Annotated in this window: 17 protein-coding genes; 6 read left to right on the top strand and 11 right to left on the bottom strand. The window is 48.0% G+C overall.

The features are described 5' to 3' along the window. Positions 1 to 56 precede the first annotated feature (56 nt). Positions 57 to 1,106, bottom strand: coding sequence for a PstS family phosphate ABC transporter substrate-binding protein (locus tag SYN6312_RS17050; protein ID WP_015126141.1), 1,050 nt, complete (start codon positions 1,104 to 1,106; stop codon positions 57 to 59). Between the two features lie 603 nt (positions 1,107 to 1,709). On the opposite strand from SYN6312_RS17050, the gene pstS reads away from it, so the two are divergent. From pstS to pstB, 4 genes are all read left to right on the top strand, one after another. After that, a complete protein-coding gene (pstS, locus tag SYN6312_RS17055; protein WP_015126142.1) occupies positions 1,710 to 2,789 on the top strand; it encodes a phosphate ABC transporter substrate-binding protein PstS in 1,080 nt (359 codons plus the stop codon). A 9-nt stretch (positions 2,790 to 2,798) separates the two neighbouring features. Beyond that, positions 2,799 to 3,749, top strand: coding sequence for a phosphate ABC transporter permease subunit PstC (gene pstC / locus SYN6312_RS17060; protein ID WP_015126143.1), 951 nt, complete (start codon positions 2,799 to 2,801; stop codon positions 3,747 to 3,749). A gap of 83 nt (positions 3,750 to 3,832) precedes the next feature. Further along, positions 3,833 to 4,684: a phosphate ABC transporter permease PstA gene (gene pstA, locus SYN6312_RS17065; RefSeq protein WP_015126144.1), complete on the top strand. Its 852-nt coding sequence runs from the start codon at positions 3,833 to 3,835 to the stop codon at positions 4,682 to 4,684. Positions 4,685 to 4,709: 25 nt separating this feature from the next. Continuing rightward, positions 4,710 to 5,507: a phosphate ABC transporter ATP-binding protein PstB gene (gene pstB / locus SYN6312_RS17070; RefSeq protein ID WP_015126145.1), complete on the top strand. Its 798-nt coding sequence runs from the start codon at positions 4,710 to 4,712 to the stop codon at positions 5,505 to 5,507. Positions 5,508 to 5,541: 34 nt separating this feature from the next. Here the strand turns inward: pstB and polA are convergent, their stop codons facing one another. The 7 genes from polA to rpiA form a co-directional block, all read right to left on the bottom strand. Beyond that, complete coding sequence (polA, locus tag SYN6312_RS17075; RefSeq protein WP_015126146.1) at positions 5,542 to 8,403, bottom strand: DNA polymerase I; 2,862 nt, start codon at positions 8,401 to 8,403, stop codon at positions 5,542 to 5,544. Then, complete coding sequence (locus tag SYN6312_RS17080; RefSeq protein ID WP_015126147.1) at positions 8,400 to 9,401, bottom strand: pentapeptide repeat-containing protein; 1,002 nt, start codon at positions 9,399 to 9,401, stop codon at positions 8,400 to 8,402. Before SYN6312_RS17080 ends, polA begins: the two co-directional genes overlap by 4 nt. Before the next feature lie 30 nt (positions 9,402 to 9,431). After that, positions 9,432 to 10,244 (bottom strand): hypothetical protein, encoded by an 813-nt coding sequence (locus SYN6312_RS17085; RefSeq protein ID WP_015126148.1) that lies wholly within the window; start codon positions 10,242 to 10,244, stop codon positions 9,432 to 9,434. Positions 10,245 to 10,393: 149 nt separating this feature from the next. Further along, positions 10,394 to 11,686 carry a homoserine dehydrogenase gene (locus tag SYN6312_RS17090; RefSeq protein ID WP_015126149.1) on the bottom strand — a complete coding sequence of 431 codons (1,293 nt, stop codon included), beginning with the start codon at positions 11,684 to 11,686 and terminating at the stop codon, positions 10,394 to 10,396. A 54-nt stretch (positions 11,687 to 11,740) separates the two neighbouring features. Then, positions 11,741 to 13,216 (bottom strand): mechanosensitive ion channel domain-containing protein, encoded by a 1,476-nt coding sequence (locus tag SYN6312_RS17095; protein ID WP_015126150.1) that lies wholly within the window; start codon positions 13,214 to 13,216, stop codon positions 11,741 to 11,743. A 152-nt stretch (positions 13,217 to 13,368) separates the two neighbouring features. Beyond that, the gene (locus SYN6312_RS17100; protein WP_015126151.1) at positions 13,369 to 13,728 is read right to left on the bottom strand and encodes a hypothetical protein; all 360 of its coding nucleotides are present in this window, start codon (positions 13,726 to 13,728) and stop codon (positions 13,369 to 13,371) included. 90 nt (positions 13,729 to 13,818) lie between these two features. Beyond that, positions 13,819 to 14,526 (bottom strand): ribose-5-phosphate isomerase RpiA, encoded by a 708-nt coding sequence (gene rpiA / locus SYN6312_RS17105; RefSeq protein ID WP_015126152.1) that lies wholly within the window; start codon positions 14,524 to 14,526, stop codon positions 13,819 to 13,821. A gap of 129 nt (positions 14,527 to 14,655) precedes the next feature. Between rpiA and fni the strand changes: the two genes are divergently transcribed. Further along, positions 14,656 to 15,711 carry a type 2 isopentenyl-diphosphate Delta-isomerase gene (gene fni / locus SYN6312_RS17110; protein WP_015126153.1) on the top strand — a complete coding sequence of 352 codons (1,056 nt, stop codon included), beginning with the start codon at positions 14,656 to 14,658 and terminating at the stop codon, positions 15,709 to 15,711. 22 nt (positions 15,712 to 15,733) lie between these two features. On the opposite strand, the gene SYN6312_RS17115 is transcribed toward fni, so the two are convergent. From SYN6312_RS17115 to petB, 3 genes are all read right to left on the bottom strand, one after another. Continuing rightward, a complete protein-coding gene (locus tag SYN6312_RS17115; RefSeq protein ID WP_015126154.1) occupies positions 15,734 to 16,834 on the bottom strand; it encodes an AI-2E family transporter in 1,101 nt (366 codons plus the stop codon). 1,030 nt (positions 16,835 to 17,864) lie between these two features. Further along, the gene (gene petD, locus SYN6312_RS17120; RefSeq protein WP_015126155.1) at positions 17,865 to 18,350 is read right to left on the bottom strand and encodes a cytochrome b6-f complex subunit IV; all 486 of its coding nucleotides are present in this window, start codon (positions 18,348 to 18,350) and stop codon (positions 17,865 to 17,867) included. A 169-nt stretch (positions 18,351 to 18,519) separates the two neighbouring features. Continuing rightward, positions 18,520 to 19,167 (bottom strand): cytochrome b6, encoded by a 648-nt coding sequence (gene petB, locus SYN6312_RS17125; protein WP_015126156.1) that lies wholly within the window; start codon positions 19,165 to 19,167, stop codon positions 18,520 to 18,522. 95 nt (positions 19,168 to 19,262) lie between these two features. Between petB and ctpA the strand changes: the two genes are divergently transcribed. Next, entirely contained in the window at positions 19,263 to 20,501 is a 1,239-nt protein-coding gene (gene ctpA / locus SYN6312_RS17130) for a carboxyl-terminal processing protease CtpA (RefSeq protein WP_015126157.1), read from the top strand. Positions 20,502 to 20,549: the final 48 nt, after the last annotated feature.

Raw genomic sequence — 20,549 nt, forward strand, 5'->3', positions numbered from 1 at the left:
TTTCAGGATGGAATAAAATGAGTCCACTTAGCCAAAATATTTAGTGAAGTTCTGCCTTAAGACCCTTGGGCTTGAAAAAGGGTTTGTCGCCGCAAAATTTCTGCAATCGTAATATTAGGTTCCGGCGCACCATTAAACGCAGTTCCCACTTCCCCCCGAATAAATTGCAACTCAGCCAAACGATAGCCTTCCTCTGGTAAGGGGATATAGCCAACCTTCGCTACTAAACTAGGTGCTTCTTTAAGATAAAACTCAACAAATTCTTTTAATACATTATTATCCTGGGCAGCCTTGGCATCCACATAAATAAATAAGGGGCGAGAGAGGGGTTGATATTGAGCATTTTGCACCGTCTCAACCGAGGGAAGCACTGCACCTTTGCCACTATCAATGGGAACTGGCTTTAACCGATCTTGATTCGCTTCAAAATAGGCAAACGGCAAGTACCCTAGGGCGTTAGGATTATCGGCAATACCCTTGACAATCACATCATCATCTTCACTGCCGGTATAGTCATTGCGGGAATTTTTGGCATCCCCCATAATCGCTTCATTAAAATAGTCAAACGTTCCTGAATCTCTCCCAGGCCCGTACAAGACTAACGGCTGATCCGGAAAATTGGGACGAATCTGATTCCAACGGGTAATTTTCCCTTCCGCAGCTTTCTCCCAGATCATTTTTAGTTCAGCGAGAGACAACTGATCCACCCAGGCATTGGCCGGATTCACCGCAATCGTCAAGGCATCAAACCCCACAGGTAATTCGATAAAAGGCACGGCATTACTAATACAGGCATTCATCTCCGCAATCAAAATGGGGCGCGAGGCATCACTAATGCTTGTCTCTCCCGCACAGAACCGCCGAAACCCCCCTGAAGTCCCGGAAAACTGAGCCTCAATCATAGCATTTTGCCCCTGGAGAGTTTCCTTAAAGGCTTCGACCACCGCGGTTGTAATCGGAAACACAGTACTAGAACCATCAATCTTAATCGGCCCTTGACTGAGTTGGGACTCGGGTGAACCACAGGCCACGAGAATAGCCAGGATTAGGGCAAGGGGCCAAAATCGAAAGAATGAGCGCAGGGGACGGAAGAGAAGTTTACGCATAGGAACTGAAAACACTCCGGCAAGAAAAGGAGAATTAGCACACTGGGGATAAGTAACGCATCAATCAGGAAAACTCGACCCATCAATTTCTATTGATATATTTTGAGGGTACTCGATTGGTTTGCAGAGGGGAAAGCTGTTACAAAAATTTAGAGGAAATATTCTAAAAACTGAGGATTAGGAATTATTGGGAGAGCATTCAGGGGCTAGCAGCAATTAGTTTAAGGGGGCAACACAACAAGAATTTTCCCCAGACCACGTTAAGGTCAAATTAATTTTGGACATCTTTAAGGATATTTTCAGAATTGCCCTTTGAGTCCTGATTTTGTTAAGAGTTGATCGGGCCAATTTAAGGGAGACAGAGTTTTTGGCATGAATCAGTTTGCGCCTCCAGGCCTGGGAGTTCTAGTCAAAAAGTCAGGTTTGTTGCTTTAAGGTTTCGTTAATTTGATTTACCTTAACCTGGTCTTTACTGAATCAGGGTATCGTCTAGCCTGTGAAGTAGATTGAGATTTTAGTGATTGTATCCGTTTTTACAGATTTTCTCTGTCTTGGTTGTTTTGTAACTGCTTCACGCTTGACGTTATTTGGTGATTGAGGATCATGGTTGCAAAAATTAAGCGATCCCGTTTTTTAGCTGGCCTGGCAGGGGTATCGGTCGCATTCACGGTGGTGGCCTGTGGCGGCGGTCAAGAAACAACAGGTTCGGGCGACTCTACCTCTCCGGTCTCAGGTCAGGTTGCTCTCAGTGGGGCGGGGGCGACTTTCCCGGCTCCTCTCTATCAGAAATGGTTTGCTGATTTTAATCAAAAGTATCCGAACATCACCGTGGCTTATCAATCTGTGGGCAGCGGGGCTGGAGTCCAACAATTTACCCAAGGTACGGTGGACTTTGGGGCCAGCGACGTGGCCATGAAAGACGATGAGATTGCTAAGGTCTCGCAGGGTGTGGTGATGCTACCCATGACGGCTGGGGCAATTGTGATGGCCTATAACCTCCCTGAAGTCAAGGAACCAATTAAATTATCTCGGCAATTACTAGCTGATATTCTCCTGGGTAAAGTCAAGAAATGGAACGATCCGGCCGTGGTTAAGGACAATCCCGGTGTTACTTTTCCCGACAAAGCCATTCAAGTGGTCTATCGTTCCGATGGCAGTGGGACAACTGGGGTATTTACAAAGCACATGGCCGCGGCCAGCCCAGAGTGGAAAGACAAAGTTGGGGAAGGCAAAACCGTCCAATGGCCAGTGGGTGTTGGGGCCAAAGGGAATGAGGGTGTGACGGCCCAGATTCAACAAACCCCTGGCTCGATTGGCTATATCGAATATGGCTACGCTAAGCAAAATGGTCTCCAGATGGCGATTCTCCAAAACAAGGCAGGTGAATTTATTGAGCCAACCCCGGAAGCCTTTACCGAAACGCTGGCGACAGTAGAGTTACCAGAAAACTTGCGAGCCTTTATTCCCGATCCGGAAGGGGCGAAGTCCTATCCGCTGGTCAGCTATACCTGGATTTTGGCTTATAAAGAGTACAGTGATCCCGAGAAAGTAAAAGCCTTCAAAGCGGCGATGGAGTATGGTTTAACCACTGGGCAACAGGATAGCGCGGCCTTGGGTTATATTGCCCTGCCAGAGCCTGTGGTGACTCGTGTGAAAGCTGCTCTAGAGACGATCAAACCCTAGGAACCGTTTATGACGACCTCTCTCCCCCAGGCCCCGGCCATTGCCCAACCCCGGACTCCCCAAGAAAAATTGGTGGATCGCGGCTTTATTTGGTTGACTCGCATTTGTGCCTATGGGATTGCTATCTTGCTTCTGTTTATTGGCCTTCGCGTGGCGATTGAAGCAGGGCCGGCGATCTCGAAGTTTGGCCTGGGGTTTCTGGTGACAGAAAGTTGGAACCCGGTGACAGGTATTTATGGCGCGTTGCCGGTGATTTATGGAACTTTCGTCACCTGTGCCATTGCCCTCTTATTGGGGGTGCCGATTGGGGTGGGAACTGCAATTTTCCTCAGTGAAAACTTCATCCCGGTGGCGGTACGAACCGTTCTAGTCTTTTTGATTGAACTGTTGGCGGCCATTCCCAGTGTGGTTTATGGGCTTTGGGGTATTTTTGTCTTGATCCCCATTTTGCGGGATTTTGGTGGTTGGCTCCACAATGCGGCCGGCTGGTTTCCTCTATTTTCAACCCAACCGACTGGGCCTGGCCTGCTTCCGGCTGGGGTCGTGTTAGCAATCATGATTTTGCCCATTATTACGGCGATTTCTCGGGATTCCTTGGCTTCTCTCCCCCCCGAACTTCGGCAAGCCTCGATTGGCCTGGGCGCAACTCGGTGGGAAACGGTTTTCCGGGTTTTGGTACCGGCGGCATTTTCAGGGATTATCGGGGCAATCATTTTAGCCTTAGGGCGGGCGATGGGCGAAACGATGGCCGTGACAATGTTGATCGGTAACTCGAATCAGGTAAATATTTCTCTGTTTGCCCCTGGAAATACGGTTGCATCGCTCTTGGCCAGTCAGTTTGCCGAAGCCAGTGGGATCCAGGTTGCCGCCCTAATGTATGCCGGATTAGTCTTGTTCTTTATGACCTTTGTGGTGAATGTGATTGCTGAGTTGATTGTCCTGCAAGTCAAAAAATTCTAGGTTGTTGCTGTTGCCATATATGGTCAAATAAATTTCCTGAGCCTGCCTGATTTGGTTTATCTGCCCTTTCCCCCCTTGCACCTATGACTGCTGTTTCCGCCTTTGATAAGAAATTTACTAGCCGGACGTTGTTTAGTTGGGTGATGACCTCCCTGACTGGCCTTTGCGTTGTGACTGCGGTTGTTCCTTTGGTTGCCGTATTAGCCTATGTAATTTGGCAAGGTGGTAGTCGCTTTAGTTTAGCGTTGTTCACGAAATTGCCCCCTCCGCCAATGGTTCCGGGTGGTGGTTTTGCCAATGCGATTGTTGGGACAATTACGATGGTGGGCCTGGCGGTGGTGATTAGCTTACCGATTGGGATTGGGGCGGCGGTTTTTTTATCGGAGTTTGCCCCAAATTGGGTCGCCCGTTGGATTCGCTTTGCCACAAATATTTTGAACGGTGTCCCTTCGATTATTGTGGGCGTGTTTGCCTATGCGGCCTTGGTTGTTCCCTTAAAGACTTATTCTGCTTTTGCCGGTGCGGCGGCCTTGGCGGTGTTGATGCTGCCAACCATTATTCGGACAACGGATGAGGCCTTGTTAATTGTTCCTCAAGATATTCGCTGGGCCTCGGTTGGCCTGGGAGCTTCTGGCTATTGGACGACCTTACGGGTCATTTTACCAGCGGCGGCTCCGGCAATTATTACAGGAACGACTTTAGCAGTGGCCCGGGCGGCGGGAGAAACGGCTCCTTTAATCTTTACGGCGTTGTTTACTCAGTTTTGGAGTAAGAGTTTGTTGGCCCCGACGGCCTCTTTGGCAGTGTTGATTTATAACTTTGCCATTGTTCCGTTTAAAAATCAGCAAGAATTGGCCTGGGCAGCTTCATTTTTATTAGTCATTCTAGTCTTAATTACTAGCATCATTTCTCGCTTGGCCACCCGCCGCCGTTAACTGTTCTGTTTGGGATTTATTGCTTATGACTTCCGCTCATCCTGTTGCTGAAACTGCCGTAGAAACTCGTAATCTTAATGTGTACTATGGCTCCTTTTTAGCGGTCCAAGAGGTTTCGATTAAAATCCCGAAGCAGCAAGTGACCGCCTTTATTGGTCCTTCGGGTTGTGGCAAAAGTACGATATTACGCTGTTTTAATCGCTTAAATGACTTAATTGATAGTTTCCGGGCTGAGGGAGAAATCCTCATTGATGGCCAAAATATCAATTCGACCCAAGTGGATCCGGTGGAATTGCGGCGGCGAATTGGGATGGTTTTTCAAAAGCCTAACCCGTTTCCGAAATCGATTTATGACAATGTGGTTTATGGGGTGCGGGTGAATCGGCATAAGGGGGATTTAGATGAAATTGTCGAGCGAGCCTTAACCCAGGCCGCGCTGTGGGATGAAGTCAAAGATAAGCTCAAAACCAGTGGATTAGCTCTTTCTGGAGGACAACAACAACGCCTATGTATTGCCCGGGCAATTGCAGTGCAGCCAGAAGTCGTCTTGATGGATGAACCTTGTGCCTCGTTGGATCCAATTTCGACCCTGAAGGTGGAAGAGCTTATTAATGAGCTAAAACAGTCCTACACGATCATCATCGTGACCCACAATATGCAGCAGGCGACCCGGGTTTCCGATATGACGGCCTTCTTTAACGCCACCCTGTCGGATAAAGGCAAGCGATATGGTTATTTAGTGGAATATGATCAAACCAAAAATATTTTCCACAGTCCGCAGCAGGAAGCAACCCAGCAATATGTCAGTGGACGTTTTGGCTAGGCAGAACATTCCCTAATTTTTGAACGGCTCCTAGCTATTTGGTGCTCATCCAATTGGGGCCAGGATGGGCTTCGACAACTAAGGGCACAGATAAGGGAATTGCTTGGGCCATCGTGGTTTCAATCAGGGGTTGAAGTGCCTGCCATTCCTCTTGGGGCATTTCCATCACTAATTCATCGTGGACTTGAAGCAAAATTTGGGCTTGGTAGGGTTGTAAGGCCTGTTGGAGTTTGACCATCGCCACTTTAATTAAGTCGGCACTGGACCCTTGAATCGGAGCATTGGCTGCCGCTCGCAGTTGCCCCCGCTCAAAATTGGTCATTTTTAGTTTGTTGATATCGATCTTTTCTAGTTCTTGGATCGGTTTGCCCTTTAGTTGGGTCAGATCGGAGCTATCAAAATTAAAGTAGCGCCGCCGGCCGAGAATGGTTTGTACGTAGCCTTGGGAAATAGCTTGATACTCCATTCGTTGCAGATAGGTAAAAACCTGAGGATAGCGATCATAGAATTTGGCAATAAATTCTTTCGCGTTGGCTAAATTTACCCCGGCTTCTCGGGAAAATCGTTGCGCACCCATGCCATAAATGACCCCAAAATTGATGATCTTGGCCAGGCGGCGTTCTTCGGAATTAATCTCTGTCTTGTCTAGGAGCAACTGGGCTGTGAGGGTGTGGACATCTTGGCGGTTCTGATAGGCGGTAATGAGACGGGGTTCTTGACTGAGATGGGCCAGGATGCGTAACTCAATTTGGGAATAATCCGCTGATATTAAAATCCAGTCTGGCTCAGGAATAAAGGCCGCCCGAATTTGCCGACTAAACTCTGTCCGGATGGGAATATTTTGCAGATTGGGGTTAGACGAAGACAGGCGGCCGGTGGCGGTAATGGCCTGGTTAAAATCGGTATGAACGCGTTGGGTATCGGGTCTCACCAGTTCCGGCAAGGCATCTACATAGGTGGATTTCAGTTTAGCCAGGGTGCGATGCTCGAGGATGAGATCAATAATGGGGTGATCCCCTTGGAGTTTTTCGAGGGTGGCGGCATCGGTGGAATAGCCCAGCTTGGTTTTGCGGGTTTTCTTGATATCCAGGCCCAGGGTATGAAAGAGTAATTGACTCAGTTGTTTGGGAGAGCCTAAATTAAAGTCAAAGCCTGCTAATTCATAGGCCTGGGTTTCCAGTTGATTCAGTTGATGATTGAGTTGCTCAGAGAGTTGTTTTAGGTAATCCACATCAATCCGAATCCCCACCGTTTCCATAGCCGCTAAGACGGGTTCTAAGGGCAGTTCAACCTGTTCCAATAGCTCTAGTAACTTTGGGGTTTGGCTTAGTTCTTGGCGGAGGGGATCAACGAGTAAATAGGTGGTATAAACATCCAGGCCACAGTATTGAGCGACTTCTGAAATAGAGACATCAGCGAGAGATTGCCCCTTACTGACTAATTCACCGTAGGTTAAGGCGCGAATGGGTAAATACCGACTGGAAATATCCGTTAAGTTATGACTGCCTTCTGGGTTGATGACATAACTGGCTAACATGGGATCAAAGACCACACCCGTTAATTCTAGGCCTTGAAACTGCAACACCAGCCGATCATATTTGGCATTTTGCAGAACTTTGGGATAGTTGGGATCCCTTAAGATGGGTTGGAGTTTCTCTAACGTTACTGATAGTTCTAAGTTTTGCCCTGTGCGATGTCCTAAGGGAAGATAAGCCATCTGATCCAGGCCTGGCCCCCAACAACAGCCAATCCCGACTAATTGGGCATCCCGTGGTGAGAGAGAGGTGGTTTCCGTATCCCAGGCCACGGGTTTGTTTGGATCGGTCTGTTGTTTGAGGGTTTCAATGAGTTGATCGAGTTTTGCGGGACTATTAATAATTTGCACATCTAGGTGTGGGGGCTGGGCATTTTCGGTGTCATTGGCGGAGAAGAACCAATCCTCATCTTGGCTTAAGGTTTCTGCTGCTAGTTGCGCGCCGCCCAGTTGGGTATGCAGTTGTAAGAGAGAGGTTTTAATGGCCTTGAATTCTAATTTGGCTAACAGAGGATCAAGGGTATGCCAATCAAAATCTCCTAACACCAGTTGCTCTAAACTCACTTCAATTGGGACATTCAGGGCAATTTGGGCCATAAATTGGGAGTGGCGGGCGGACTCTAAGCCCTCTTTGAGTTTTTTTTGGGTGGCCCCCTTAATCTGATCTAAATGGGCATAAATGTTATCTAGAGTTTCAAATTGCTCAATCAACTGGACGGCGGTTTTGGGGCCAATGCCTCGCACTCCGGGAATGTTATCAGACGTATCACCACAGAGAGCTTTGTAATCCACCACTTGCCGAGGCCATACTCCAAGCTTACTTTTAACCTCTTCGGGGCCGAATTCTTTAGCAGCAGTTGTACTCTTGGCAAAGGCAGAACTCAAATGCAGAACTGAAATCCCTTTTTCCGGGTCAATCAGTTGAAATAAATCCTGATCGCCACTGACAATTTTGACCTTTAATCCCGCCTGGCTGGCCTGTTGAGCAATGGTTCCAATCACATCATCGGCTTCATAACCAGGGGAAATTAAAATCGGGACGCTCAGGGCCTGGAGGAGCAGTTGTAAGTTTTCTAGGTCGGGGGCAAAGTCATCGGGAGTTTCCGGTCGGCCTTCTTTGTAAGTGCTATCGGCTTCATGGCGGAAGGTTGGCCCCCCTAAATCAAAGGCAACGGCGAGATGATCGGTTTGCTCGGCCTGGATGACCTCCAACAGGGTTTTCAAAAAGCCAAAGGTGATGCTAGTTGGGATTCCCGTAGAAGTTCGCAGGCCCCCATCCCGTCCCTTCGCAAAGGCATAGTAGGAACGAAACGCCAAGGAATGCCCGTCAACTAGGAGCAATGTGGAGTTAGGTCTAGTCATTGATAAGTACTGCCATCGGGCATCGTGACATCAGTAAGGTTGGCATCTAAGAGTAAGGTACTGCTAATTTCGGCCCGGATTAAGTTGGCTCCCGTTAAATCGGCCCCGGTTAAATCGGTACGGGCTAGATAGGCCTCAATCAAGCGAGCTTCTTTTAAGGTACTGCCTCGTAAATTGGCCCGGCGTAGATCTGCTTTGGTAAAAATGGCCTGGGTGAAGTTAGCCTTTTCCCCAATAATTTGATCCAGGTGAGCGTGGGAAAAGTTAGCTTGGTAACAGTCAGCTTGGAAGAAATCCGCTTCTTGGAGTTGGGCCCGATCAAATCTAGCTTCCCGTAAATTCGCCCAGGCCAGGCCGGCTTTCTTCAGATTTGTATCCGTTAAGCGCGTCATTTGGCAATAAGCCCGTTCGAGGTTGGCTCCCATTAAATCGGCTCCCCGTAAATTCGCTTCCTTGAGATTGGCCCCCGTCAAATTCACCCGGGCTAGATCCGCTTCAGCCAAGTTCGCACTCTGAAAATCAGCCTTTTCCAGATCTGTTCCCCGCAGGACAGTCCGTTCTTGATAGTTATCTTTGCGTAAGTTCGCCCCCCGGAAACAGGCCCCGACAAACCGTGTACTACTGAGATTCGCTTGGCGTAAGTCGGCCTCAATTAGGTTGCAATCGGTCAAGTCGGCCAAGGTAATATCAGCCCCCACTAGGATGGCTTTTTCTAAACTGGCTCCGTGTAAGTTAGCCTCTTGGAGTAGGGATTCCGTCAAGTCGGCCTGGGTTAGGTTCGCCCCCCGTAAATCGGCCCCCGCTAAATTGGCCCGTCTAAAATTAGCCCGTCCCAACAAGGCAAAGGAAAGATTGGCCCCACAGAGATTACTTTCACTGAGATCAACCCCAATTAAATCCACCCCTGCCAGTTGTATCCCTGCCAAGTTGGCCTGGGAAAAGTCAGTTTGGCCCGCGACATAATAGTCCAAAAGTTGCGCGGCATCTAAATTACTCATTGCCGTTCTCAAGCATCATCTCAACCATTATTAGGGCGGGGGAAAAAAGACACAGGTGGCCTCCTCATCGCTATCCTCACTAATCACAACAGTTTCCAAGTGGGGCATGGGTGGGGCCTGGACAACGGCAATCGTTGGGGGAGTGGCTGAGGTGACAGAGAGTATGCCGTAGCGTTGGTAAATAGGCTGAATCGTGCGTAACAGGCGGTCGGCGGCGGCCAAATACTCTTGAGTTGGTTCCAGGCCCTGGGCTACCCCAATAACCCGTTTTTTGAGGAGATCATAACTGGGATACTGGACAAACAAATCGGCTAAGAGGTCGGTTAAGACAACGCTGTAGATCTCCTGCCAATCAGCGGCATAATTCAGGTCGGGCTGATGATATAGGGTCGCAAACACTAAAATCTTAACCCGCAGTGGCGTAATGTAACGGGTGACATCGTGGCGTAAATCAAACCAAAGCGTAGCAGGCATCGCTGGGGTTGCGGGGGGCGGATTGGTAGCCGGGGCTGGCATGGTAAGCAGAGGCGAGGTATTGGCGACTTCGGTTTGCCCATAGAGGGGGAGGAGGACGGTTAATATTTGTCGGGCAATGGGTTTATAGGCCTCCACTTTATTCAAACTGGCCAGCAGCCGCTTAATTACCTGATCAAGGAGAGGGGCCTGGGGATATTGTTTCAGGTTAGCTAGAACCAATTGACTCATCGGGATTTCAGCCAGTTTTGTTGGGGCCTGACGCGGCCATTTGCGGGTAGCGGTAGCAAACAAAAATTTTCGGATCCGCAGAGTTTGTGGGTCTTGCTCTAGGGCCTGGATCGCCTGTTGGAGATGTTTGGCGTTCATGGATTGGGAGTTGGCCTAGTTCAGAGCGGATAATTTTTTGATCATAAACCGAAATGTTTTGGGTTGCTGGATTTGGGGATATCGCGTTACACAAACTGTTCTGGAGTTAGAAAGGCTGACGAAACTCATGCCAATATTCCCAGGGCCACCTACGCCAGGACTCGTAACACACTAGCAACCTGATTCACAGAGATCAGACTTTTAATTTCATCCAAGGCCTGGCGAAACTCTCCTTCGCAGACGTGATGAGTAACGACCACAACTTCAGCTAAATCATCCTTAATGCCAATCTGCACTAGGGATTCCAGACTAACTCCATAGTTCCCAAAACAAGTGCCTAATTTTCCGAGAACCCCTGGATGATCTTCCGCTAAGAGGCGAGCATAGAAACGGCTAGAAACCTGGGCTAAGGGCACAATGGGACAGTAATGCTCATGGGTACAGGTCAGGAGGGGGTGACTTTGATTTCCCATCGGTAAAAGCGCAGCAATGTTAATTAAATCAGCCACCACTGCACTCGCGGTTGCCCCGGCCCCGGCTCCCGGCCCATAAAACATCACTTCTCCGAGGGGTTCTCCAGAAATTAACACGGCATTATGAACCCCATTCACACTGGCTAAGGGATGATCTAAGGGGACTAAAGTTGGATGAACGCGCAGTTCTAAAGCATTGTCAGCCTGGCTAAAATCCCGATGGGCAATGGCAAGGAGCTTAATCACAAACCCCAACTTATCAGCATAGGCAATATCTACGGCGGTGACGGAACGAATCCCTTGGCAATAGACTTCATCACGGGCAATCCGGCCGCCAAAAGCTAAGGAAGCCAAAATGGCAATTTTATCGGCGGCATCCAGGCCATCAATGTCGGTACTGGGGTCTGCTTCGGCATAGCCTAGTCGTTGGGCATCGGCCAAAATCTCGGCAAAGTCACCCTTTTCCTGCTGCATCCGGGTCAGGATATAGTTGGTTGTCCCGTTGAGAATCCCCGTGACCGTGTGAATCCGATTTGCGCCGAGGGATTGCTTCAGGGGTTGAATCACAGGAATTCCACCCGCCACAGCTGCTTCGAGCATCACATAGACCCCGGCCTGATTTGCGGCGGTAAAAATTTCGTCCCCAAACCGAGAAATGACCGCTTTGTTGGCCGTGACAATATGTTTCCCTTGGGCAATGGCTTCTAGAATCAAGGTTCGGGCTGGCTCCAGGCCCCCTAAGAGTTCCACCACGATGTCAATTTCTGCATCTTGGACAATACTCTGCAAATCTGTCGTTAAGGTTTCTGGGGGGAAGTTCACTGGCCTGGGCTTGTCAAGGTCGCGCACGCCGACTTTTTTAATTTGCAGCTTTTGCAGGAGCGGATGACGCTGTTCCGGGGTTAATAAGACCTGTGCGACACCTCCCCCCACAGTTCCCAGGCCCAAAATCCCCAATTGATACACCACGATGTCTTTACCCAGATAGCGACTCTTCTCTTTAATTGTAAAGTTAGAGCCTGATCAATTGCTCGAGAGGCTTAGAAGTTCTTTTACCCGAGTCCGCACCCAGGCCAAGACATCTTTTTGCTCCATTGTTTTAAAGAGTCCTAATTCTTCAAGTTTCTGTTGAACTGGATCGTAGAGTTCTCTCTCACTAATCATTTCCTGAGTCACAATTTCAGCAAAATAGGGCGCAACTTTAAGAAGGGTTTCTAGCTGAACTTTAGGAATGACAAAAATATGACAATCTGTTAGGGCGCGGGCATCAACAATATAGGGAAAATTGAGGAGGACGGGGACTTCCCCAAACATTTCGCCAGCCTGGTAAACCTTAATGCGCCGATTTAGTTTATGGGAAAAAGATTCAATTTCACCAGACAGTAGGACGTACATCGCATCGGCAGCCTCACCTTCCTGAAATAGGATCGAATGTCGGGGCAAAAACTTACGATACCCAGATTGAATGATTTGCAGCACACTCAGTTCATTACAGGTTTGAAAATAAGGAATTCGATGTAAGCATTCTCGGAGGCTATAGGTGGGGAGTGTTTCGCTGCAAGTAGAACCATCCAGGCCTGGGGCATGATTGTTATGATTTAGATCGTCAAGCGGTGAGGCCAAGAATTCTGGAGAAGTTGGCGCGGGTGGGCGAAGAGTTTCTGGATTTCGGAACCAAATATCTTGTTGGGGAAAAGGAATTTCAATCCCGGCCTGGCGAAAATAGTAATTGATCGTAAAATTCAAGGAACTTTTAATCGTTAAAGCATTATCAATCCGATCCACCCAGGCCCAGACTTCAAATTCTAAGGCACTGTCACCAAAGCCCTTAAAAATCACCCGTGGGAGAGGTTCACGCCGGACAGCCGGATGTTTATGGACAGCATACAATAAGGTTTCGGTTACTAACACCGGATCAGAACGATAAGCGACAGTAATAGGTAAACGAATACGTCCAGAAAAGTCTCGATAACTCCAATTTAAGACTTCATTCGTGGTCAACGTGCTATTGGGTAAAATGACATCGCCCCCGTCCAACGTGGTAATAATAGTTGAACGCATGGATATTTCTTTGATGTACCCCGTCAGTCCACTAAATTCCACATAGTCGCCCACTTGTAATTTATTTTCAACAAGAAGAGTAACACCACTGACAATATTTTTAGTTAGGTCTTGCAAGCCAAAGCCAATCCCCACCCCTAAGCCCCCTAAGACCACAGCTAAGGAGGTAATGTCCAGGCCATGAATCTGCAAGACAATAACAGAAATGATTGCGCCCAAACCATAGGTTAGTAAGGTGGAAATCACCACACTATTGCCACGACTAATCCCTAACTTGACTAATAACCAATTGCGGAGAAACTTTTTACAGTAAATGATGCCTAGTCCCAAAAGTACCAGGGTTAAGGCTAAACTGATGATCCAAGCAATTGTAATTGTTTGATTGCCCAGCTTAAAAATTGCCCGATTCCAGACCTGTAAAAAATCACTAATGTTCATCCCCATGCTCCGCATCTTGCCTAAAACTTGAATGCCCGATCAATCTCTCTGTTGCCAACCCAGAAACATCACCTGACAAAGGCTGTTCTCGCCCGATCAGAACCCAAACCACATCTAACTCTCTTGAACTCTACCGCATCTAAAACAGAATTCTAATTTTGAGCTTCACCCCTAGATTTGAGCTTAATCTCCAGGCCCTTGATTACATCTTGACCGATTGGAATCTGATGGCACTCAATCAGGTACATAAAGAACTTTTTGACCGAGGTTTTGACTTGACTTTCTAAATCACCTGTATGGCCGCAATGCCAACGCCGGAATTTGCTACAGACCATGCCCCGCTTGATCTGACTAAAGCCTGCCACCTGGCAATCCCAACACAGATAGTCAATCAGCATCCTAATGACGGCCATATGTTGGCGCACAGTACCCAGCCGGAGACGGGTCAGTAAGTAGTTCTCAAATTGTGCCAGATAAGTCTCAAATTCCTTCCGAAACGCGTCCGTAGCCATCCGATTTGCCAGACGCGCTTGTGGATCGTTTTCAGATCAATTTGCATAAGTCTTGAAGCTGATTTAGGGGGTATAGCTCGATTTTACGAGTTACTTAATTTCCCGAACTACAGGTTGATCGTTGACGAGTTCACCCACGAAAATCCGCGTTGCCAGGCCAACAAAGAGACCATTTTCAAGTACACCAGGGATATTATTAATTGTTTTCTCTAACTCGTCGGGATCGTGAATGGCGGCAAACTTGACATCAATCACCATGTTGCCTTGATCCGTAATCACCGGCCCGTCTTTTTTCACCCCCATCCGCAACACTGGCTCACCCCCAAGATTCGTTAAGGCACGGGTCACAGGACTCAAGGCTAATGGCAACACCTCCACCGGCACAGGAAAGGTTGACCCCAATTCAGTCACAAGTTTGGAGCTATCCACCACGACTAGAAATTCTTCCGCCAGGCCATCCACAATTTTTTCCCGCGTATGGGCCGCGCCTCCCCCTTTGATCAAAACCTTGTCCGGATCCACCTCATCGGCCCCATCAATAGCGATATCAATCCGTTCCACATCATCAAGGGTGACGAGAGGGATGCCGTAGAGTTTGGCGAGAACACTGGCCTGGAACGAGGTGGGAATACCAACAATATTGCTGAGTTCCCCAGACTTGAGGCGATCACCCAAAAACTGAATCACAAACGCGGTTGTCGAACCCGTCCCCAGGCCAACCACCATCCCCGATTTCACCTCTTGGGCCGCGGCCTGGGCGACTGCTTGCTTCATAGCTTTGACGGCATCGGCACTCATGGGGACTCCTTGGACTTCAGATTTGCAGGTGATGTTAACGCGTTTTTATTGTCTCAGGTCAAGGGACAGGCCAACTCCCCAGGCCCCAAAAATCGCAGTAGATTATAGCTGGCGGGGTAGAGGCAGAGTATGCTGGCAAACCAAAATAGTCCTGGGGATGATATTCAGGGGCGAAAAGCGGATCATTTGCGGTTGTGTTTGGATGATGCAGTCGCCTTTGAGGGAGTCACCACTGGCCTGGAACAGTATCGCCTGCGCCATGTGTGTCTGCCGGAGATTGACTTCTCGGATGTGAATTTGGGAGTGACCTTTCTCGGCCATCAACTGGGTGCGCCGTTCCTGATTTCTTCCATGACCGGGGGAACCGATTTAGCAAAAACAATCAACCGCCGACTAGCCCAGGCCGCCCAAAAATTTCGGATCCCGATGGGAGTGGGGTCACAACGGGTCGCCTTGGAAAAGCCTGATTTAGCCAATACCTTTGCAATTCGCGATGTTGCCCCGGATGTGCCGCTGTTTGCCAATTTGGGGGCGGTACAGTTGAACTATGGTTGTGATACCCGGGCCTGTGAAAAAATTATTTCCTTGATTGCTGCTGATGCCTTGATTTTGCACTTGAATCCCCTCCAAGAAGCGGTTCAAACCCACGGTGATCGGAATTTTACCGGCCTGTTACCCAAAATTAGCCAACTCTGTTTAGAACTCGCAGTCCCCGTGATTGTCAAAGAGGTGGGGAATGGCATTTCGGTCGCGATGGCCGCAAAACTCCTCCAGGCCGGGGTGGCAGCCATTGATGTGGCCGGGGCTGGGGGAACCTCTTGGGCCAAAGTCGAGGGGGCGCGGGGACAGGATTTCCGCCAACAACGCTTAGGACAAACCTTTGCTGACTGGGGAATTCCGACCGCTGACTGCTTGGTGGCAATTCATCAACAATTTCCGGCCATGCCTGTGATTGCCTCGGGGGGAATTACCAATGGCCTGGATGCCGCCAAAGCAATTGCCTTAGGTGCGTCATTGGTGGGGTTAGCCCGGCCCTTGCTACAAGCCGCCTATGAATCCGAAGCCTGTTTATTTGATTTAATTGACATTCTCCAGGCTGAGATCGCCACTGCCCTGTTTTGTACAGGAAATAGCACAATTCCCCAGTTTCAGACCGCCGCTTGTTTAGAGAAAGTTTCAACTTAAGCAAGGACAATATCTCGGCTTCCTATTCGGACAGGGGCGGGGCCTGGGCTTCCAACAAAGGTTCTAATTCCAGGTATTGAGGGGACTCTGGCTCAGATTCCGATAATTGCCAGGGGTCTAAAATATCCTTAATAATAATCTCTGCAAATAAAATCTGTCCCACCAGCAACAAGGGCAAGGCCAAGAGCAAGCCCATGAACCCGAGGAAAAGGGCAAAGGTCAACTGGGCCAAAAGAGCCATGGCTGGTAAAACCTCCACCTGCTGGGCCATGACCACCGGAACTAAAAGGTACTGCTCCAACTGCTGAATCACAATATAGGCAACAAACACAGCCCCCGCTTTCCAAGGATCATCCAGAAAGGCAATTAACATGGGTGGAATTAAGCTCAAGACGGGGCCGATGGTCGGAATCGCCTCAAAAATTCCTGCTAAGACCGCATTAGCGAACACCAGGCGCACTCCTAATACCGCCAGAGTCAGACCACAGACCACCCCAATGGCGACCATATTTATTCCCGTCCCTGTCAACCAGGCCAGGAGTTTCGCTTCACAGAGGGTGAGAATGTTGTCTATACGGCGGCGATAAAAGGCCGGAAAGAGACGAATGAACCCTTGGCGATAGGGCTGAGGATTGATGACCAACATCACCGTTAAGACCAACACCAGCAAGAGGTTTAAAAACACGGTCAAGGTATTGGAAAAGAGTGCAAAAAAGTTGCCAAAAATTTCTTCTAAGAACGGTTGAAGTTGGCTCACTAATCGTTCTGGTAGCGCTTGATCCTGTCGTCCCAGGCCGGGAATAACTGTACTGGCTTGATTTAACCAAGTTTCCAGTTGGGCCACCCCTTTCGGGGCAAGCGTAGCAATTTGGCGAAATTCCTGGAGAAACGGCGGCACAATCAGGACAAAAAATCCCAAGACTAGCCCCAGGGCCACCAGAATCGTCAGGGGGAGAGCTAACTTAGCTTTTAACCCCCAGGCCTGGAGTTGTCGCTGAATCCGATTGAGGGCAGTTGCCAAGACTGCGGCCAAAAAGACCAGTAAAATCACTTGGCGAATTTCCCAAAGGACATAAAGACAAACTAAGGTGACAATTAACCCCAGCCATTGTCCCAATTTCATAGTGATTGATCCTCAATCGTTAAAAATAATGCAATCCACAAGATACCTTCACAATATAATAAAAATTACATACTCTACTGCGCTGATAACTTTAAAATTAAAGAACCTCTGCCTAAAATATGAGCTGTACCCACAACTATATCTGTCAGTATCTAAAAGAGACTAAAATCTTTGTCGGGATTACATTTAAGTAACTAGAACAACGGATTGAATGGGGAAAGACTTGGCATAAAAGCAAGTAATAAAAACTTGAAAAAGTGAAAAAGAGTCAATTGGACTGATGAGATAAAGCCATCTCAACTAAATCTGCAAAGCCAGATCCTTTTATCTTGATTTACTTAAAGCAGAACCTATCATTTCAAGTCTTGGGATGACTGTTTCAAGTTAGTAAATCAATAGCACGCCGTATCTTTAATGATTAGCAATTATTACTGCTTTGACTGAAAGGATATTCTTCAATGCTATTGAACCTATATGAACTGGCTAGATGTCGATTAGGGAGAATACAGTTAGAGTTAGCTAGTTAGCTGAATCGAAAAAACTGGCGAGCCTATTGTGGTAATTAAGGGATACACATCGGCAATGAACTGACAATAGCAGCCGAAAAATATTGAACGCGATCCTCATGTTTAATATCCATAGTTATCTCAACATCATGGGCGTTTAACTAAGACTTCATATCACCATCTAAGTTTATAGATATAAAAAGATTACTGTAGTCTGATGGCCTATTCCATCTGAAGTCTTAATCAATTCGAGTGATGTAGGATAATTGATAATTTATTGGAGTTAGTGAACTAGAGTTTTCCTGACTCCACCAGTTTTAGAAGTGAAGCCAGTTGTTCTTAAATTTTTGATAGTTTTTATCAAAGCTGGGATACTAATTATTTCTATCGGTTGACCGCCAATTACCTAAGGCGGTACTTTAATAACTAGTGTAAAGAAAATATTTTTTTGTTAATTGACTCACAAAAAATGCCCCCTGAAAAAATCTAGGAGGCATGATCAGCAATTAAAAATTAAGCAGGTCTTAGAACAAGCCAAAGGTCAAGGACTTATCAATGGGTAAGCAAGCGCCAATACCTAACCAGATTGTTACCAAGGTTCCAAAGAGGAACACAGTAGTTGCAACAGGGCGGCGAAAGGGATTTTGAAACTTGTTGACATTCTCAATAAAGGGAATCAAGATCAAGCCCAAGGGGATGAACCCATTCATCAAGACTCCTAAGAGCTTGTTGGGAACAACTCGGAAAATTTGGAAGGTGGGGTATAGATACCATTCCGGCAAAATTTCCAAGGGGGTCGCAAACGGGTTAGCGGGTTCACCAATCATGGCCGGGTCTAAAACCGCCAGGCCGATGCATAGGGAAATGGAACCCATGATCACAACTGGGAACATATAGAGCAAATCATTGGGCCAGGCCGGTTCGCCATAATAGTTATGGCCCATCCCTTTTTTGAGCTTGGCTTTCAGGGCAGGATCGTTGAGATCTGGTTGTTTAACAATCTTAGCCATAGGTGATAATGTTCTCCTTTCGCGCACCAGCAGAGGGCAGTCAGTGTTTTTAATCAATATTGGTTTTGATAACTTTCTCGATCATAAAAGGAGATCAGGGAAAAAACTGTTACCCATGGAACTGTTACCAAAACTTTATGCCATCCAATAGCAGAGGGCAGATATGGGTCTAGAGGGGGCCAGAAATGCCTTGTTTGCGGATCATCAAGAAGTGCATCAGCATAAAGACGGCAATTGACCAGGGTAAGACAAAGGTGTGGAGGCTGTAGAACCGGGTTAAAGTGCCTTGACCAACACTGACACCACCACGCATCAATTCCACCAAGGAATCACCAACAAAGGGAATCGCAGCGGGAATCCCAGAGACGATTTTGACGGCCCAGTAGCCAACCTGATCCCAGGGGAGAGAGTAGCCAGTCACCCCAAAGCTGACGGTGATCACGGCTAAAACCACGCCCGTGACCCAGGTTAATTCCCGGGGTTTCTTAAAGCCACCGGTCAAGTAAACCCGGAAAACGTGCAAAATCATCATCAACACCATCATGCTGGCTGACCATTTATGGACAGAGCGGATCAACCAACCAAAGTTGACCTCATTCATGATGTATTGGACAGAGGTAAAGGCTTCGGCCACGGTCGGTTTATAATAAAACGTCATGGCAAAGCCAGTCGCAAACTGGACTAAAAAGCAAGTAAGGGTGATTCCCCCCAGGCAGTAAAAAATGTTAACGTGGGGAGGCACATATTTGGTTGAAATGTCTTCGGCGATGGCCTGAATTTCGAGACGTTCATCAAACCAATTGTAAACTTTGTTCATATCCGGGATGAGTCCTGAAAACCGTATGCTTCATGAGAAATGTAACACAATCTGAACAAATTTTCTGGGCATAGGTAGCAAGGAGGGTTCAAGAGATGGGGCGAGGTTTTCGGCACCACAGTTTAGGCTTGATTTTGGGGTTTTTGGGCTTGGCCTGGGCCTGGTTTGGAGTTAGCTCAACCGCCTTGGCCCTGACCACAGAGCAAAAACTCTACAACGAGGCCTGGAAAATAGTCAGTCAGTCCTATGTTGATGAGACCTTTAATGGCCAAAATTGGTGGAATGTGCGTCAAGAGGCACTCCGGCATCCCCTAGAAACCCGAGAGGCGACCTATGAAGCCATCCAAAAGATGCTGGCTAGCTTAGGGGATCCCTTTACCCGCTTGTTACGCCCGGCCCAATATCACAGCCTGCAAACCAGCACCAGCGGGGAATTAACCGGGGTTGGTCTGCAAATTGCCTCGGAACCGGACACAGGCTATTTACAAGTGATTGCCCCAATTGCTGGCTCTCCAGCGGCGGCGGCGGGATTGTTACCCCAAGATAAAATTCTTAAGATTGACGCGACTCCAACCCCAGAGTTAACCCTTGATGAAGCCGCAGAACGAATGCGGGGCGAAGTTGGCTCCACGGTGGTTTTAACGGTTATCCATTCTCAGGGGGATCAACAGCCAATTGAAATTCCGGTTAAGCGGGATCACATCACCCTCAATCCGGTAATTAGCCAACTGGAAACCACCCCCACCGGAGAAAAGATTGGTTATCTCCGTCTGACCCAATTTAATGCCATGGCCACTGATGAGATGCACCAGGCCCTGAGTCGGCTGGAAAAGCAAGGGGTAGATGGTTACATTTTAGATTTACGGAATAATCCGGGGGGGTTGCTCCAGGCCGGGGTCGAAATTGCTGAACTCTTTATGGAACCGGGGGTGGTCGTTTATACGGTGGATCGGCAAGGCGTGTTAGGCAGTTTTACGACCACTCATGAACCCTTCACTAAAGATCCCTTAGTGGTGTTGGTCAATCAAGGAACTGCCAGCGCTAGTGAAATTTTAGCGGGGGCATTGCAGGATACGGGGCGGGCCCAGTTAGTGGGTGAACAAACCTTTGGCAAAGGCTCCATTCAATCGTTGTTTAACCTATCCGATGGATCTGGGTTAGCGGTCACCATTGCCCACTATGAAACACCTGGCCATCGTGACATTAATAAGATTGGTATTGCCCCAGATCGGCGCGTGTCCCTAGCTCCAATTGGTCAAGATCAAGTTGCTACGGATGCCGACAGTCAATACCAAGCAGCATTGAAAACTTTGAGCTTACACAACAATATTTAATTATATGATACTCAATTAATCGTTAATACACAATTTTATAGGGGATTT

The sequence above is a fragment of the Synechococcus sp. PCC 6312 genome, from assembly GCF_000316685.1.
In the GTDB taxonomy this organism is placed as follows: domain Bacteria; phylum Cyanobacteriota; class Cyanobacteriia; order Thermosynechococcales; family Thermosynechococcaceae; genus Pseudocalidococcus.